At 41.6% G+C, this 17,696-nt stretch carries 17 protein-coding genes; 7 read left to right on the plus strand and 10 right to left on the minus strand.

The genetic code is table 11. From position 1 onward, the window contains the following. Nucleotides 1-11: 11 nt before the first annotated feature. Nucleotides 12-1,643 (minus strand): endonuclease, encoded by a 1,632-nt coding sequence (locus H5154_RS16330; protein ID WP_182718969.1) that lies wholly within the window; start codon nt 1,641-1,643, stop codon nt 12-14. A gap of 407 nt (nt 1,644-2,050) precedes the next feature. Between H5154_RS16330 and H5154_RS16335 the strand changes: the two genes are divergently transcribed. From H5154_RS16335 to H5154_RS16355, 5 genes are all read left to right on the plus strand, one after another. Then, complete coding sequence (locus H5154_RS16335; RefSeq protein WP_182718970.1) at nt 2,051-3,859, plus strand: assimilatory sulfite reductase (NADPH) flavoprotein subunit; 1,809 nt, start codon at nt 2,051-2,053, stop codon at nt 3,857-3,859. Nucleotides 3,860-3,921: 62 nt separating this feature from the next. Next, entirely contained in the window at nt 3,922-5,619 is a 1,698-nt protein-coding gene (gene cysI, locus H5154_RS16340; protein ID WP_149980449.1) for an assimilatory sulfite reductase (NADPH) hemoprotein subunit, read from the plus strand. 42 nt (nt 5,620-5,661) lie between these two features. Then, the gene (locus tag H5154_RS16345; protein ID WP_182718971.1) at nt 5,662-6,402 is read left to right on the plus strand and encodes a phosphoadenylyl-sulfate reductase; all 741 of its coding nucleotides are present in this window, start codon (nt 5,662-5,664) and stop codon (nt 6,400-6,402) included. Between the two features lie 104 nt (nt 6,403-6,506). Further along, nucleotides 6,507-7,244 carry a transporter substrate-binding domain-containing protein gene (locus H5154_RS16350; protein WP_182718972.1) on the plus strand — a complete coding sequence of 246 codons (738 nt, stop codon included), beginning with the start codon at nt 6,507-6,509 and terminating at the stop codon, nt 7,242-7,244. 45 nt (nt 7,245-7,289) lie between these two features. Further along, nucleotides 7,290-7,820, plus strand: a complete 531-nt coding sequence (locus tag H5154_RS16355; protein WP_182718973.1) for a DUF4124 domain-containing protein — start codon at nt 7,290-7,292, stop codon at nt 7,818-7,820. Here the strand turns inward: H5154_RS16355 and H5154_RS16360 are convergent. The 5 genes from H5154_RS16360 to H5154_RS16380 form a co-directional block, all read right to left on the minus strand. Further along, nucleotides 7,817-8,689: an ABC transporter substrate-binding protein gene (locus H5154_RS16360; RefSeq protein WP_182718974.1), complete on the minus strand. Its 873-nt coding sequence runs from the start codon at nt 8,687-8,689 to the stop codon at nt 7,817-7,819. The two genes, H5154_RS16355 and H5154_RS16360, sit on opposite strands and share 4 nt — an antisense overlap. After that, on the minus strand, nt 8,673-8,909 hold the full coding sequence (locus H5154_RS16365; RefSeq protein ID WP_149980454.1) for a hypothetical protein: 237 nt from the start codon (nt 8,907-8,909) through the stop codon (nt 8,673-8,675). The genes H5154_RS16360 and H5154_RS16365 overlap by 17 nt, the downstream gene beginning before the upstream one ends. 125 nt (nt 8,910-9,034) lie before the next feature. Further along, entirely contained in the window at nt 9,035-11,782 is a 2,748-nt protein-coding gene (gene acnA, locus H5154_RS16370; RefSeq protein WP_182718975.1) for an aconitate hydratase AcnA, read from the minus strand. 195 nt (nt 11,783-11,977) lie between these two features. Continuing rightward, nucleotides 11,978-12,406, minus strand: coding sequence for a hypothetical protein (locus tag H5154_RS16375; protein WP_145237927.1), 429 nt, complete (start codon nt 12,404-12,406; stop codon nt 11,978-11,980). Nucleotides 12,407-12,482: 76 nt separating this feature from the next. Then, a complete protein-coding gene (locus H5154_RS16380; RefSeq protein WP_064667768.1) occupies nt 12,483-12,866 on the minus strand; it encodes an RNA-binding S4 domain-containing protein in 384 nt (127 codons plus the stop codon). Nucleotides 12,867-13,123: 257 nt separating this feature from the next. On the opposite strand from H5154_RS16380, the gene H5154_RS16385 reads away from it, so the two are divergent. Together H5154_RS16385 and H5154_RS16390 are read left to right on the plus strand one after the other, a co-directional pair. Next, on the plus strand, nt 13,124-13,411 hold the full coding sequence (locus H5154_RS16385) for a hypothetical protein (protein WP_182718976.1): 288 nt from the start codon (nt 13,124-13,126) through the stop codon (nt 13,409-13,411). A 56-nt stretch (nt 13,412-13,467) separates the two neighbouring features. Then, entirely contained in the window at nt 13,468-14,130 is a 663-nt protein-coding gene (locus tag H5154_RS16390; RefSeq protein ID WP_182718977.1) for a hypothetical protein, read from the plus strand. Here H5154_RS16390 and H5154_RS16395 read toward each other — a convergent pair. The 4 genes from H5154_RS16395 to H5154_RS16410 form a co-directional block, all read right to left on the minus strand. After that, on the minus strand, nt 14,127-14,585 hold the full coding sequence (locus H5154_RS16395; RefSeq protein ID WP_182718978.1) for a cyclic nucleotide-binding domain-containing protein: 459 nt from the start codon (nt 14,583-14,585) through the stop codon (nt 14,127-14,129). The two genes, H5154_RS16390 and H5154_RS16395, sit on opposite strands and share 4 nt — an antisense overlap. A 28-nt stretch (nt 14,586-14,613) precedes the next feature. Continuing rightward, entirely contained in the window at nt 14,614-15,999 is a 1,386-nt protein-coding gene (gene ntrC, locus H5154_RS16400) for a nitrogen regulation protein NR(I) (protein ID WP_145237940.1), read from the minus strand. An 18-nt stretch (nt 16,000-16,017) separates the two neighbouring features. Further along, nucleotides 16,018-17,088, minus strand: coding sequence for a nitrogen regulation protein NR(II) (glnL, locus tag H5154_RS16405; protein WP_145237942.1), 1,071 nt, complete (start codon nt 17,086-17,088; stop codon nt 16,018-16,020). A 90-nt stretch (nt 17,089-17,178) separates the two neighbouring features. Continuing rightward, nucleotides 17,179-17,691 carry a DUF4124 domain-containing protein gene (locus tag H5154_RS16410; RefSeq protein WP_246175485.1) on the minus strand — a complete coding sequence of 171 codons (513 nt, stop codon included), beginning with the start codon at nt 17,689-17,691 and terminating at the stop codon, nt 17,179-17,181. Between the last annotated feature and the right edge of the window lie 5 nt (nt 17,692-17,696).

Genomic DNA, 17,696 nt, shown 5'->3' on the forward strand with positions numbered 1-17,696 from the left:
CCGCAGCCCTTTTACCAAATCATCTCAACAAATTCTGGATGATCGATATATGGATTGCGATTGCCTTGATGCTCATAAGCGGCTTGGTTTCTATCTAGTTCAAGTTGACTGACTGGATCGTCGTTATGCCAATTAACCAACATAGTCACTACCCAATTCTCAAACACTTGGTTACTAGAGCCGTTAAGTACGGCATTACTAGCCGTGGTATTGTTTTGCCAAGTACCAATGACGTTTTCGTAGCGGGTTGCCATATAGAAGTAGGCGCGAGCAAAGTCACCTTTAAACTCATCGATTGGCTCAAATACCGTGCCTGAGTAATTAATCGAGCTGGCTGCACTGCCAAGTTTACTGCCATTGCTTGAGGTGAAACTGGCGCTGCCTACTTCGCCAAATGGGTAATTGCTACGTTTTGAATTAACATAACCATCGGTTGCAAAAATATGATGTACGTCTGAATTCATAGGCTCATTTGTGCCGCCAAACCAACTTTTCGGAAATGAATGTTCGCGGTTATAACAATCAGCTTCACTATTGTAAGTGCCGCATTGATCACTTACAGCGACATAGTTATAGCTGTCTTGACCGGTGGGATTTTCTGAATAGCGATCGAGTATTGAATTGTCATTTTCAAAGTACTTATCCCGTGAAGCAAGATCGTAAAAACTCCAAATAGCTGAATAACCTTGTGAGTTGTGACCTTTAATAATGTTATAAAGCGCGGTTTTAAGTGCATAGCCCGTTAAACCTTGTGCTGTAACATAGTAGCCAGTTGGCTCGATGGGTGGCGTTTCGGGGTTGGTATTATCACCAAGTATAAAGGGAGTTGCTTCACTGCTTTGAAAACTACTGCCGTTAGCCAATGTTGTTTGGGCAGATGTTAGCGCGTAGCTACCATTACCAAATGAACAGCAAATACCGTCGCCGTAACTATCAAAAATACTAAATGTGTAATCGCCATCAACTAAGCAAGCTTGCTCTGTGTAGCTGTTGTTGCCACTATAACTGCCACCTGACGCAACTGCTATGCCTTGGGCGTTAGTGATCTGCCAGCTAGTCTCTTCGCCATAGTTATCAGTTGTCAGTGCTAAGTTAACGGTGTTATCAGCACAACCGACTGGTGGCGGTGGGGTGGTATCACTAGAACCTGGTGTAAAACTATCCACATAAATAGTTTCACTGCCATCAAAGCCGCTGACATCGTAAAAACGCAGGCCCACGGTAATCGTAGCATTGCTGGTTGCTGTATATGTATAGCTTATTTGTTGCCACTGATTTAATAACGCTGGATTTGAATAGCCTTGATAGCCGTCGGCAATTAAGCGCGCTTTAATGCCGCCTTCGGTGTGATAAACCCAGCTTGAGAATAAGTAGCTTTTGCCGGCCTCAACAGTAACTTCTTGCAGTAAATCAGTATTGCTTTGACTAGCGGTATTAACCACTACTTTTGCAGCAAGAGCTCCTGAATTCACTATGGTATTTGAAGCTGATAGTGTAATGCCTGAGTCAATCGTACTCCAGCCGTTTGGGCTATTACTTGACCAGTTTTCAAAGTCACCATTATTAATGCTGGCCATGCAGGGAAGTGCTGTAGCTAACATAGCACTGCTGAGTATGAGTTTTCTATATGCCCCGTGTGACATAGTGTTTCCTTATTGTATTTATAGTCGGCGCACAGAATGTGGCCAAATCCACTATAGCCTACTCAAGATTTGTTGCAAAAAAGTTAATTTGTATTTTGAAAAAAATGAAGTGAATAAATTTTTGTATGATATTTCTGATCGGCTAAGCGTGGTGCTGAAATCATCAGCAGTTATTTTTACCTTTTAATCTGTTTTTACTGGTTAATTTATAAATTAATAACTAAATGGAATAACAAAGCAGATTCTATTCTTTTTTTATTGGCGCGTACCCCGTTATTCTTCACACTCAGAGAAATCTTTAGGGCCTGAGTTATTTGCCTTAAAGGCGACACAAATTTTAGGCAAAGTGATTACTGTAATCAGTGATCATTTTGCAGATAACTTTCAGGGTTACGGGGAATTAATTCATGTTGTTAGGTCAACTCAATGCCGCGGCAAGTCCGCTATCGCAAGAGCAAGTACAAAAGCTGCAAGGTTTAGTGGCTGAGCTTAATCCAATTCAGCAAGCTTGGGTAAGTGGCTACCTTGCTGCGAATGCCAATACGGCGGCCTTAGGTGGTGTTGTAGGTGCTGCGCCAAGTGCTGGAGATGCAGCTGCATTGACCATTTTATATGGCTCACAAACCGGTAATTCAAAAGGTGTAGCGACTAAGCTCAAAGAGCAAGCGGAGTCTCGTGGTTTAGCTGTTAAGTTAGTTAGCATGGCTGATTACAAACCAACGGCCCTGAAAAAAGAAAAATTCTTAACTGTCGTTGTTTCTACTTACGGTGAAGGTGAGCCGCCTGAAGATGCAGAAACATTACATGAGTTTTTAGCAACCAAAAAAGCACCTAAGCTTGATGGCGTTAAAATTGCGGTTATAGGTTTAGGTGATTCAAGCTATGAGTTCTTCTGTCAAACAGCAAAAGATTTTGAACAGCGCTTAAATAAGCTCGGTGCAGAAACCATTTATCAGCGTGCTGATTTAGACGTTGATTACGATGATGAAGCCGCCAGCTGGATCAGCGGAGCACTTGATGCATTTGAACCTGATTTAAAAGCACAGCAAGGCGCAACAGGTGGGCAAGTGGTGTCATTTGGTACACCAGCAACAGCTGCCAGCCAATATACTAAGCAAAACCCATTTCCAGCAGAGCTTAGCCTAGTGCAAAAGATCACTGGTCGTGACTCTAGCAAAGATGTGCGCCATGTTGAGATTTCACTGGAAGGGTCTGATATTACTTACACACCGGGTGACTCGCTGGGTGTGTACTTCTTAAATGATGAAGCACTGGTTGATGAAGTACTGACACTGACGCAAATTGATGCTGCAAGCCAAGTTAAAATCGCTGATGAAGAGCTCAGTATTCGTGATGCACTGATTGAAAAACTTGAATTGACTCAGTCATACCCTGGCTTTGTGGAAAAGTACGCGATAGCGACAGGCACACCTGAGTTATTAAAGCTGGTTGAAGATAAAGCGGCAATGCGTGAATACATCGAGCCTCGTCAAATCTATGATGTGATCCGCCAAAATCCAGCCAAGCTTGAAGCACAAACTTTAGTTGATTGCCTACGCAAACTACAAGCGCGTTTATATTCTATCGCTTCAAGCCAAGCTGAGGTTGAAGATGAAGTGCATTTAACCATTGGTCTAGTTGAATTTGAGGCATTCGGTAGTGAGCACTTAGGTGGTTGTTCGGGTTATTTAGCACGTCGTGCCGAAGAAGGCTGTAGAGTAAAAGTATATAGCGAGCATAACGATAACTTCCGTTTACCTGCTAACGACGAAACGCCAGTGATCATGGTCGGCCCTGGTACTGGTATTGCGCCGTTCCGTGCTTTCTTACAAGAACGTGATGCCCGCGAAGCATCCGGTAAAAACTGGTTATTCTTTGGTAACCCACACTTTACCCAAGATTTCTTATATCAAGTAGAAATTCAAGGTTACTTAAAATCAGGGCTACTAAGTAAAGTTGATGTGGCGTTTAGCCGTGACCAAGCAGAGAAGGTCTACGTGCAAGACAAGCTACGCCAAAACAGCAAAGACGTATTTGCATGGCTAGAAGCGGGCGCGCATTTATATATTTGTGGTGACGCTAATCGAATGGCAAAAGACGTGCACAATGCGTTGGTTGATATTATTAGCGAGAACACAGGTAAGAGCTATGAAGATGCAGATCAATACTTGAAAGATTTGCGCAGCGCTAACCGCTATCAGAAAGACGTGTACTAAGCGCACGTAGTTTATTTTATTAAAAGCTAACAGCCGTCACTGTAACAAATTTAGGATTAAACATGAGCGAACAAGATAAAAACGTAAAGCTTTCTGATAACGAGCGCTTGAAAAGAGAAAGTAACTTTTTACGTGGCACAATTGAACAAGACTTAAAAAATGAGATCACCGGTGGTTTCACTGCGGATAACTTTCAGTTAATTCGTTTCCACGGGATGTATCAGCAAGATGACCGTGATATTCGTGGTGAGCGTGCTAAGCAAAAGCTTGAGCCATTACACAACGTCATGTTACGTGCACGTATGCCTGGCGGTATCATCAAGCCAGAGCAATGGTTAGCAATTGATAAGTTCGCAGATGAAAAAACCAGCTACGGTAGTATTCGTTTAACAACTCGCCAAACGTTTCAGTTTCATGGTGTGTTAAAGCCAAATATAAAAGGCATGCACCAAATGTTGGATAGCGTGGGCATTGACTCAATCGCAACAGCGGGTGATGTAAACCGTAACGTACTATGCACTACTAATCCGGTTGAATCTGAGCTGCATCAAGAAGCGTATGAGTGGGCAGCGAAAATTTCTGAGCACTTGTTACCAAAAACTAAAGCGTATGCTGAAATTTGGCTAAACGGCGAAAAAAGCGAAACCACAGAAGAGCCAATTTTAGGTTCAACTTACTTACCACGTAAGTTTAAAACCACAGTGACTATTCCACCGAACAACGAAGTGGATGTGCATGCGAATGACTTAAACTTTGTCGCGATTGCTGATAACGGTAAATTAGTTGGTTTTAACGTGCTAGTAGGTGGTGGTCTTGCTATGACTCACGGCGATACTGCAACGTATCCACGTAAAGCCGATGATTTTGGTTTTATCGCACTCGAAGATACGCTAAAAATTGCTGAGCATGTGGTGTCTGTACAGCGCGACTGGGGTAATCGCTCAAACCGTAAAAATGCAAAAACTAAATACACCTTAGATCGTGTAGGTACTGATGTATTTAAAGCGGAAGTAGAGCAACGTGCAGGGGTTAAATTTGCACCAAGCCGCCCTTATGAGTTTACTCATCGTGGCGATCGCATTGGTTGGGTTGAAGGTATTGATGGTAAGCATCACTTAACCTTATTTATCCAAAGTGGTCGTATTTTAGATTTTCCGGGTAAACCACTGAAAACAGGTTGTCGTAAAATTGCTGAAATTCACCAAGGTGATTTTCGTATGACGGCAAATCAAAACTTGATCATTGCCGGTGTGCCTGCTGATCAAAAAGCAATAATTGAAAAAATAGCGCGTGAACACGGTTTGATTGATGACAAAGATTCAGAGCAGCGAAAAAACTCAATGGCCTGTGTTTCACTGCCGACTTGCCCTTTAGCGATGGCGGAAGCCGAGCGTTATTTACCAAGCTTAATTGAAAAAACTGAAGCGCTGCTTGCTAAACACGGTATTCCTGATGATAGTATTATCATGCGTGTTGTTGGTTGCCCGAATGGCTGTGGCCGCGCAATGTTGGCTGAAGCAGGGTTGGTGGGTAAAGGACCTGGCAAATATAACGTTTACTTAGGTGGCAATCTTGAAGGTACTCGTATTCCTAAGTTGTATTTAGAGAATGTCGGTGAAGACGTGTATTTAGAGGCCTTTGATAAATTAATAGGTCAATGGGCAAGTGAGCGTAACGACGGCGAATGTTTTGGTGATTTTGTGATCCGCAAAGGCATTGTTGCTGAAGTTAAAGTCTCAGTCACCGATTTCTACGCATAATTTAAAGCAAGCGTTCGCGCTTGCTAAGGTTTGGAATTTACTATGAGTGAATTTAAAAACATTTTACAGCTTGATAAAGAAAGCCAAGTAACACTGCTTGCTGATGCTAACCGCATATTAAAAGATATGAGCGCTGAGCAGCGTGTAGCATGGGCACTGGAAAACTTGCCAGATACGCAGTTTTTATCATCAAGCTTTGGTATTCAAGCCGCGGTAATGTTGCATTTAGTAACGTCACAAAAAGCCGATATTCCAGTGGTGCTAACTGATACAGGTTATTTATTTCCAGAGACTTATCAGTTTATTGAGCAAATGACCGAACGCTTATCACTAAATTTGAAAGTGTATAAGTCGCAGTTAAGCCCAGCTTGGCAAGAAGCCAAGTTTGGTAAGTTATGGGAGCTAGGCGAAGCGGGTATTAAACAATATAACCAGCTTAATAAAGTTGAGCCAATGACTCGCGCATTAAAAGATATAAATGCAGGTACTTGGTTTAGCGGCTTGCGTCGTGACCAATCATCGACACGTGCTGACAAGCAAGTTGTTGAAATTAGCCGTGGCACGGTAAAGGTTTATCCAATCATTGAATGGTCAAATCGCGATGTTTATCAGTACCTGACTAAACATGACTTACCATACCACCCATTATGGGAGCAAGGTTATGTGTCAATGGGCGATGTGCATACTACGCGTAAACTAGAGCCAGGTATGACCGAAGAAGAGACCCGTTTTTTTGGTCTAAACCGCGAATGTGGCCTACACATTGATGGTGATGGGATCTAATCTTACGGTTATCATTAAATTCCTAAAGCGCAGCCTACTAGCTGTGCTTTATTTTTTTGACTACAGTATAAAGTAAGTAGCCATTAGCTTTGTGTGCATCATTGATGAATAGATACTTTGCTATCTTGTTTTTATTTTTTCCAAACCACTCTTTTGCTGACACCTTTCGTGTTGCGTTACCTGATGAGAATTATCCCCCATATCACATTATTGGAGGCGCTAAAAAAGGACTGTTGAATGAGTTAATAACCCAGTTTGCTGAGCAGCACTCCCTTACTATTGAGTATACATATGTCCCTGAAATGCGCTCGGAGAAAATGGTTTGTAATGGTGAGGTTGATGCGCGTATGGAATCTGAAAGTTGGCTCTTGACAGCCCATAAGTATTATTGGAGTCAAGAAATTGTGATGGTTGAAGATGTCATGGTGGTGACCCATGGTGCAAACCCCAGTGATTTTCAAGATGAAAAAGTGCTGCATAATGGTGTACTGCTAGGGCGCTTTGGTTATGTATATCCTGAATATGAGCCATTGGTGCGTGATCAAATCCTACATCGTGAGAACTTTTATTCGGATCTAGATGTATTACAGAGTCTTTATAATGATAACCATATTAGTAGACGTTTTACTATTATGTCGCGCGCGGTTTTTGATTGGTACGTCAATAAATACCCTAAATTCTCAGCTCTTGGTGTAAGTGCTTTTAATGTCGGTGAGGCGCCTTTGCAGCTACAATTTGCACATACTGAGCGTGGCAAGAAGCGGGCAAAAGAATTTAATGATTTTTTACAAAGCTTGAAAGATAATGGTGACCTAGCTAAAATCATAGCTCGCTATCAATGATAGTAAGAAAATAGAAAGAAAAAAATTTAACTCAAAGGATTGAAGATGAAGTATTTTGCGTACCTAGCGATTATGGTATTGCTGATCAGTGTCGCGGCATTATTTTACTTGCAACGACCCGATGGCCAAACGTGGTTAACCAGTGATGGTATTAGTAGTAAATCAAATCAGCTAACAGAGCAAATGGTTGAGTTATCAAGTGACACCTTTGCTATAGCTGCCAAATTGGTCAGTGAGACTAGTCAAAAAGTTGTTGAATCAATTACCGATGAAAGCTCAGTAGCAACGACCGTTATTTATAAATGGCAAGATCAGCAAGGGCAATGGCATTACTCCGATCAGCCTAATCCTAACGGTACAAGTGAAAAAGTAATTCTAGATCCGCGTGATATTACGGTAACTGCCGCAGAAGATACGTCTATTTTAAAAGGTACCTCAAAAACAACTAATATGTCTTTAATGCCAAACTCAAGCAGTGTTTATGATCCTGCGGTGATGAAAAAGCTGTTTGAAGATGCAGAGCAAGTGAAAGAACAGTTAGAGCATCGCACTAAATCGTTAGATGAGACGCATTAATTTGCTTCAATAGCGTTGTTTTGCTGTGTTTTTTCGGGCTGTGTTACAAAAAATTGTTGCTTAATGATTGGCAGGTTATAAGCTTTTAACCAACGCTCAGTAGCTATCATTAGTTCTCCTGAAGCAACTAACCTTGTCAGGCCTTCATCAAAATTATCTCTGACAGACTTATCTTGAAAAACAATGTAAGAGCCTTGATAGTTTAAAATATCGCGATATATAAAACTTGTAGGGTCAAGTTGGGTGTTTGTTGATGTATGCCAGTAGAGCATTAAATAATCACCGATACGGACATCGATCTTATTGGTAAGTAACTGTTTATTTAGGGCTTGTTGATTTCCTACTTCACTATAGTGAGTGAATACCTGTGTCGCCATGTTTTTATACTCAGCACCAAAGATATCGCTCGCCCCTATAAAACTACCGACTCTTAAATTTTTCAAATCGTTCAGCGTAGTTACTTTCTCGGTCCATGCAGAACGGAGCATGGTCACGCGGTTCATAAATCGCACACGATAACGAGAAGTAAAGGCGTGTGCAGCTGGTTGTGCCGTATAGTTGATCGCGATATCAGCGACTTTATTGTTGAAGTAGCGTTGAATAGCATCATTATTTAACGGCACCAACTGCGGGTTTTGATAGCCTTGTATCCGTAACACTTGAACCACAAGCTGATCGAAGTAACCATTACCGGTTACGTTATCTTGCATGAAATAAGGTGCAAAATTACCGGATGCAATAATCAGTTTTTCATTTGCACGTAATTGAGTGGGTAAGCAAAGCACTAAAAGTGCCGCTATTAATAAAGTTTTAGAGGTGTTAAATGGTTTGATTAATTGCAAGACCTTGCTGCTATACATGTTGGTCATGTACAGCCTCTATGTTCATTAAAACAATAGTGAGGTAAATTTTTGTAGGCAGAGAAAATAGCACCCCAATAGCAATAAAAGCGGCGCTGATAATAATGCCATGAATACTATTTTGTTCACCAAACAGATCAGACACTAATAAATAATGTCCAGTCACAATAAGGCATATGCCAAGGACAATAAATACTTTTAGTACTTTGATGATCTTTTGCTCGGTCATAGTATGCAGGCGTTAATGATAAGATGAATTAAGTGTAGTTAATAATGAGTAAGCTGACTTGTTTTACATCAAAAAATTAAGGGCTAAGCAAATTAATTTTGCAAAGCCCTAATATTATAGATTAATTAGCTAGTTAACATATTACGCAATACATACTGTAAAATGCCGCCATGTTTGTAGTAATCCCACTCTTTGGGGGTATCAATACGGACATCGGCACTAAAGCTTAGTTTTTTGCCTTCGCTATTGGTGGCAACGACACTAACTTCCTTGGTTTTATCGTAGAGACCTTCGATATCGAACTGCTCTTGACCTGTTAACCCCAGTGATTCATGGCTCTCACCTGCTTTAAATTGCAGTGGTAGCACGCCCATGCCAATTAGGTTCGAGCGATGAATACGTTCATAACTTTGCGCAATGACCGCTTTAATACCTAATAATAGCGAACCTTTCGCTGCCCAGTCTCGTGATGAACCCGTACCATACTCAGCACCGGCAAGCACAACGAGTGGCACGCCTTGCTGTTGATACGCCATTGCAGCATCGTAAATACTGGCAAGCTCATCATCAGGTTGAGTGCGCGTTACACCGCCTTCGGTGCCTGGTGCAAGCAAGTTTTTTAAGCGTACATTGGCAAATGTACCGCGCATCATTACTTCATGATTACCACGGCGAGAACCGTATGAGTTAAATTGCGATTTATCTACGCCATTTTCTTGTAAGTATTCGCCAGCAGGCGCGCTTGCTTTAATTGCACCAGCAGGGGAGATATGATCAGTAGTGACGGAATCGCCAAGTTTTGCTAAACAGCGAGCACCCGTAATAGTAGGGATGCCTGGTGGTTCTGTCGTCATGCCATCAAAAAACGGCGCTTTTTTAATATACGTTGAGGCATCATCCCAGTCATAAAGTTTACCATCAGGAATTTTGATTTGTTGCCAGCGATCATCACCCTTATAAACATTACCGTAACTGGTAGCGAACATTTCTTTAGTGACGGTTTTTTTCACCAGTTCATTCACTTCGCTGACACTAGGCCAAATATTTTTCAGGTAAATATCGTTACCATTAGCATCTTGCGCAAGTGGCTCGTTATAAACATCGATATCAGTACGACCTGCAATCGCATAGGCGACAACTAAAGGTGGTGAGGCTAAAAAGTTCATTTTCACATCTTGGTGAATACGTCCTTCAAAGTTACGGTTACCCGATAAAATAGAGCTTACTACTAATTTATGTTGTTGAATTGCCTCACTGATCTCATCGGCAAGCGGACCTGAGTTACCAATACAGGTAGTGCAGCCATAACCTACTAGGTTAAAGCCAAGTGCATCTAAATCATCCATCAGGCCTGCTTTTTTTAAGTAGTCAGTGACCACTTGTGAGCCAGGTGCCAGTGATGTTTTTACCCAAGGTTTTACGTTAATTCCTAACTGGCGAGCTTTTTGCGCGACTAAACCCGCGGCTAAAATCACACTTGGGTTAGAAGTGTTGGTACAGCTAGTAATGGCAGCAATTACACAAGCGCCATCTTTTAACTCAAATTCTTGCCCTTTAAAGTTAACCTTTGCTGCGCCCATAAATTGCGCTTCGTTGGTTGGCTCATCAGGATTAGTGACAGGGCCTTCACCTTCAATTCGTGATTGCTGTTCATCACTATCGTCGCGCTTAGCAAGACGTTCATCTTGAAAGGTTTTTAAATGATTGGCAATAACTTCGCCAGCTTGATCAAGGGCAATTCTGTCTTGTGGACGTTTCGGACCGGCAAGGCTTGGCACTACATCATTTAGGTTTAATTCGAGCTTGTCGGTGTAATTTGCTTCATCGCCATCGTTGCGCCATAAACCTTGATGTTTTGCGTAGTCTTCTATCAGTTTTAGCTGTGTTTCATCACGGTTGGTTAAACGAAGATAATTAATTGTTTCATCATCGATAGGGAAAATACCACAGGTAGCGCCGTATTCCGGTGCCATGTTGGCTATGGTTGCGCGGTCGGCTAGTGGTAAATCAGCAAGGCCATCGCCATAAAATTCTACAAATTTACCGACAACGCCATGCTTACGCAATATTTCAGTAACGGTCAGCACTAAATCGGTCGCTGTGGTGCCTTCAGGTAAGCGGCCACTGAGCTTCATGCCCACAACTTGTGGGATCAGCAAGCTAATTGGCTGGCCGAGCATTGCGGCTTCTGCTTCAATACCACCTACACCCCAGCCAAGCACGCCTAAGCCATTGATCATGGTAGTATGAGAATCAGTACCAACTAAGGTATCTGGGTAAGCAAATTTTTGCCCGTTGCGGTCTTCGTTAAATACCACTCGTGCCAGGTATTCTAAATTCACTTGGTGAACGATCCCTGTTGCAGGCGGCACTACTTTTAAGTTATCAAAGGCTGTTTGCCCCCAACGTAAAAACTCATAGCGTTCTTTATTGCGTTCATATTCTAGCTTGGCATTTAAATCAAATGAGCCATCATTACCATAGCCATCTACTTGTACAGAGTGATCAATTACCAATTCGGCAGGAGAGAGTGGGTTTATTTTCGCAGGATCGCCACCGAGTTTTTCCATGGCGTCACGCATTGCGGCTAAATCAACGATTGCTGGTACGCCAGTAAAATCTTGCATCACCACGCGGGCGGGTGTAAATGCTACCTCAGCACTGGGCTTGGCTTGTGAATCCCAGTTTAGCAACGCTTCAATATCTTGTTTTTTAATATTTACGCCGTCTTCATTGCGCAGTAAGTTTTCGAGTAGGATCTTGAGCGAGAACGGCAGTCGCTTGGCTTTATCGCCTAAACCTTGCAGTGAATGGATATGAAACTGCTCACCGTTGATAGTGAGTTGTTTTTGGGTGTCAAAACTATTATTCATTATATGCCCCTAAAGTAGATGAATGTCCTTAAATGGTAAATGTAACCTCTTTTAAATAGTGAAATGCAAACTGCATACCAGTATCAGATTGCACGATTAGTAGACAGTTTATGATACTGAGATGATGCTGAAAATTTAGATTTCAAGCCATGGGTAGTAAAACCAATCAAAACAACGCAAGCTTGCAGTGATGTTTTATCTCAGCCAGCCTTGTTGTTTGCCACGATGACTAAGTTGTAATAATAAAACAGCGATGATGATCACCAGTAGTGGCATAAATACAGCACTCGCACCGAGTAAGGCAATACTGTTAATGACGATAAAATTATAAAATTGCTGGATAAAAATCGCGATTAAAGACAACGCAAAACACGCTCGCGCAATGGCATTTTTAAGCAATAAGAAAACACAGCCTAATGTGCCAGCAAAAACGGCTACAGCAAATGCTAAGGTAGACCATAAAGGGGTATTTGAATATGCAGCTTGTTGATCTGCAGGAAGTTTACTAATCATCTCAGGTGTCATAAGCAGTTGCATAATAAATGCAATTACCCCGAGTAAATTCCAAACTAATGCGGCCCAAGCAACACTTTTGAGCCAAGTAGGGGCTGTTGAAGTCGTCATAAAATGCTTTCTATTTGTCGTTATTTAGAAAGTAATTAAAGACGACCTCAAACTGTTTTACAAGTTATGCTGGTGATTAACCAAATGAAATTGGACGACGGCCCGTTTTTTCATCTACTTTCGGCTTTTTAGTACGTTTACGTTTGTTTTTAGGTGCCGCTGGTGTTTCTTGCACAGGGCTTTTTACACTCTCAGATTGAGTATTTTCCACAGCACGCTGCGCCGGTGTTGCATCTTCACTTAGGGTTAACTTAAATAGCTCACCATCAAATTCAAGCACATCACCACTGTATAATTTTTTCCGCTTGATTGTACAAATTTCATGGTTAACGCCAACATAACCTTCAGTGATAAGGTTTTTGGCTTGGCCGCCACCTTCGACTAAATCAAGAACTTTTAAGAGTTTGCATAGCTCAATTGGCTCTTCTTCTAATTCAATTTCAATATATTCGTCGTTCATGTTTGATCTCATTAAGGTAGGGCACAGCCTGTAGTATAAAGGCTGTGCGCGACTTTTGCATCAAGCTGCCAAAAGTATACAGGGCATTAAATAGAATTAATCTGAAACTTTTTTGAATTTTCTACCGTCTTTAAAAAAACGGTAGTAATTCAAGCGTAGTATCCGCGTCAGTAGCTGGCCTGTAATTTGCTATTCGTGTCGTATTCGATATTTAGTTGGTCATTTTATTACAAATGCCGCAGTACTGGAGATTTAAAATGGGTGTTAGATCAGCCATGAAAAAAGAGTTAATGGGCTTGGAGGGTTCAGGGTTTATGACCGCTGATGATGTAAGGTCTGAACTTAGCAAGATTGTAAAAAAAGCGCCTGATAGGTCAGATCGTGGTTTTTCTTTAATTTCACGTTTTAACGACAATCACAGCCAATTAAGTTGTGGTGAAAATAGTAAAGAAAAACTACTTGAGTTTCAACGTCACCGCTTGTTCAAGGATATTCTATATACCCGTAAAAGTGTGGATGCTTGGCTCAAAAGCCAGGTAAATTAACTTGCTATAAATAGTCACCCCAAATAGACTACAGATGTAATCTATTTGAGGTGACTATGAAATATGGCATTTTAATTGGCATGTTGTTATTACTAACTGCGTGCCAACAACCAACAATATATGTGTACACGCAAGCGTTAACAGAGCTAGAAAAACAACAGCTAACAATACGCTTACAGCAACAACCATTACCGTATCAGTTTATTCAATTACCAATCCCCAAAGAGTTTGCCGCTGCGACACTGTTAACTTCCGAAGATAAGTTACTTACAGCTGAAACAGAGCAGCTTGCAAATATTATGCAAGCAATGGGTTATCAGCCGCAGCTTAATTATGTGTCGGTGGCAAATCATCACTATAGCGATGGCAATATTGGCTTTTACTTACGTGGTGAGCAAATAGAGCAAGGTTTTGAGATGCCGCAACAGCTGCATACTACTGGTTGCGTTGAAGACCGCTACAATAACCTTAAAGTCAGATTTTTTGATAACTTGGTTGAATTTACTTTACTAAACGGTGCCCGCGCTCAGTTAGTTTGGCAGCGTTATGAAAATTATTTAGTCATCAATTATAGAGATACTGCGCAGTCATACACGCATTCAACCCCTTTGGTTGCAACGCCTTTTGGTGAAAAACCCTCAGATACATTTCGCTATAACGCACACATTGCAGGACCGCAATGGTTAAACTGTTCGCTACAGGTTGTGTATATGGATTAGCCGCGTGACTCGAGGTAATCGCTTAATTTAGCAATACGTCCACTCATCCCTTCGATAATGCGGTCTTTAATTTTTTCGCGGATCACATTTGGTAAACGTATTAGTGCTTCGCTGGTAATCGCCAGTACTATGGTATCGCTTTTAGCACGAGCACTGGTGCTGTGCTCGCGGTTATTTATAAACGCACCTTCACCAATAAATTCGCCGGGTTCAATGGTGCCTAAATCCATCAAATGACTATGTTTAAATACCACAATAGCGCCGCTGAGCACGATATACAGTTGTTTGTCGTTATCAAACTGTTTAAACACAAAGCGATCTTTATTGATTAAGTATAAGTGACTGAATGACTCCAGTAATACTTGGCGCTCATTGAGGCTGAACTCTCTAAAAAAACTCAGCCTATTAAGTATCTCCATCTGCTTTATTAATGGAATATGCTCGATTAACTTCAACTTATTTTCCTTCGTTTGAGCAGGGAAGTTAGTTGATATTGCGCTCTTTTAATTTACGGGTCAATGTATTGCGGCCCCAGCCTATTTTTACTGCGGCTTCTTGTTTATGTCCTGCACAGTTTGCCAATGCGGTTTTAATTAGGCGGGTTTCTAATTGCGCTTGTACATTAGGCCAGATGTTTTCTTTGCCTTGCTTAAGCTCTAGGTTAAGCCATTGTTGAAAGGCATCAAGCCAATCACCCTCTTGTTGAGTCTCGTCAATTGCTAAGATCTCTGGAGGTAAGTCTTGCTCACTCACAAGCTCGCCGGGAGCCATAACAGTAAGCCAGCGGCAGGTGTTCTCTAGTTGACGAACATTGCCAGGCCAGTTGAACAAGCGTAGTAAGTCGGTGGCTTTTGAGCTGAGAATTTTGCTTTCGACTTGTAAGTCTTTGGCGCTTTTATGTAAAAAATGCTGTGCTAAGCGTTCAATGTCTTCGGTACGTTCACGCAGTGCAGGTAGGCGCAGGCGCACAACATTTAAGCGATGAAATAAATCGTCTCTGAATTTGCCTTGTTTTACTAAGTCTTCAAGGTTTTGGTGAGTCGCGGCAATGATCCGGACATCAACTTTAATACTTTGATGGCCACCAACACGATAAAACTCACCATCAGCTAAAACACGCAGCAAACGGGTTTGTACATCCAGCGGCATATCACCAATCTCATCTAAGAATAGCGTACCGCCATTGGCTTGCTCAAAGCGACCTTTACGTACGCTATCAGCACCAGTAAAAGCGCCTTTTTCATGGCCAAATAGCTCTGATTCAACCAACTCTTTTGGAATAGCTGCCATGTTTAAGGCAATAAACTGGTTTTCTTTGCGTGGGCTGTGGTTATGTAAAGCACTGGCTACTAATTCTTTACCGGTGCCAGATTCACCATTGATAAGTACGCTCATACTTGATGCTGACAGCTTACCTATTGCCCGAAATACTTCCTGCATGGCTGGCGCTTCGCCAATGATATGGGCACTTTTAGGTGGTGCGGGTTTACGTTTTACTTTTTTAGTTGAGTTAGCGCGACACGCGCTTTCTACTAACGCAACGGCTTCATTTAAATCAAATGGTTTGGCTAGGTATTCAAAAGCACCTTTTTGAAACGCATTTACCGCTGAATCTAAATCTGAATGCGCAGTCATGATGATCACTGGCAAGCCTGGGTTTTGTTCAGCGATCAGTTCTAATAATGCCATACCATCCATACCTGGCATACGTACATCAGACACCAGTACCGTAGGTTGGCTAAACTTTAATGCTGACAGCACGTCTTGTGCATTAGAAAAACTTTCAGCATTAAATCCTGCGCGAGTTAGTGCTTTTTCAAGTACAAAGCGAATAGATGCATCATCATCAACCAGCCAAACTGTTTTCATGCAAACTCCAAAAACCGATTAATCCGCAAAAGGCAGATATATATTAAACTCTGTATGACCTGGCCAGCTATCGCATTCTATATAGCCGTTGTGTTGATCGATCAAGGTTTGTGCAATCGAGAGACCTAAGCCAGAACCACCTTCTTTGTTGGTGATCATCGGGTAAAATAATGTCTCTTTGATGCTGGAATCGATACCTGGTCCGTCATCTGAAATTTGGATCAGCAGTGCCTTTTTAGGGGCTTTTCCGGGGCGACGTTGCTGGTGATTAATACGTGTTTTAATTTTTATCACGCCACCACCGACTAACGCTTGTTGTGCATTTCGAACGATGTTAAGTACTACTTGCTGAATTTTACCTTGGTCAATATAGACATCAGGTATACTTGGGTCGTAATCTTTCTCCAAGCTAATATTGGCGCAATTATCTAATGTACTTAGTTTAATTACAGACTCTAAGGTTTGATGAATATTACCGTATGACTTTTGTGGTAATTGATTCGGGCCCAGTAGCCTGTCAACAAGCTCTCGTAAGCGATCGGCTTGTTCAATAATTAATTCTGCACATTCATCCCGTTCTTGCTGATCAACCTCATACTGCAATAATTGCGCCGCTCCGCGAATTCCGCCTAAAGGATTTTTGATTTCATGAGCAAGCCCTCTAATTAGGTTACGTGCTGCTTGATATTGATGCATTTGATTAGAAGCTTGATCGTGGCGAATTTCATCATCAGTTTGGCGACACTCGAATAAAATAAAATACTCATTTTGTAACTTCACGCGACGCGAACTAATTGCCAGTTTGGCATGACGAGAATCAACAAAAACCACGTCAGCTCTGTGCTGGTGGCAATCTACACCATCTACCAAAGAGTATTGTGCAATGCGTTTAAGGTCAATGGAATGGTAATTAAAAAGACTGTCAAACGGTTGATTGAGGATACGTTTAGGGCCTAATCCTAACAGTTCACTGGCGCTATTATTAGCGTAAATAAGGGTGAATTGTTGATCAAGTAAGATCACTGCCGTTGACAGGTTTTGCCAAATGCTAGTTAGTAACTCAGGGTTAAAATTTTTATTATCGGGCATGGTTGCACCATTTTAGTGCGTTGATGATTATTAGCAGCTTAGCACAAATATTTTAAGTAAATTATGGTCTTTGATAGAAATACATGGTTTTTATAAAGACGATGCTCTATGCATATAAAATGTGCTCACTGGACTAACAGAGACAACAGAGCCTTGTGGGTCAAATAGCTTCAGTTGCAATGTGTGTTCGCCACGGTTTACCTCGCGCAGGGCAAAAGTACTGATATTGCTAGGTTCTGCGTACGGTGCGCCATCAACTAGTAGTTGAATTTTAAAACCATTCTCAAAGCGTGGTGTTATACGGCTAGTTACATACACTGAACCGGTATTTTCACGAACAGTGCCTTGATCGGCAGGGGAAGAAATAACCGCTTTATAGCTTTTCACAGCCGCTGGTTGCTGTTCATCTAAAATGCTTGTATCAACAGTCGGCATCGACAAACTTTGATTGGTGAGCTTGATTTCTTGCGCACCTGGTTTAGGAGTATCTGAAAATACTGATACGCCATTTTTATCTTTCCAAGAATAAATTTTCTTATCGCCAGAATAGCCATAAAAGCTGATTAAAATCAGAGTTACTAGTAATAAAAGCGTCTTTTTCACCTTGT

The organism is Pseudoalteromonas sp. SR44-5 (genome assembly GCF_014163675.1).
GTDB classification, from domain to species: domain Bacteria; phylum Pseudomonadota; class Gammaproteobacteria; order Enterobacterales; family Alteromonadaceae; genus Pseudoalteromonas; species Pseudoalteromonas rhizosphaerae.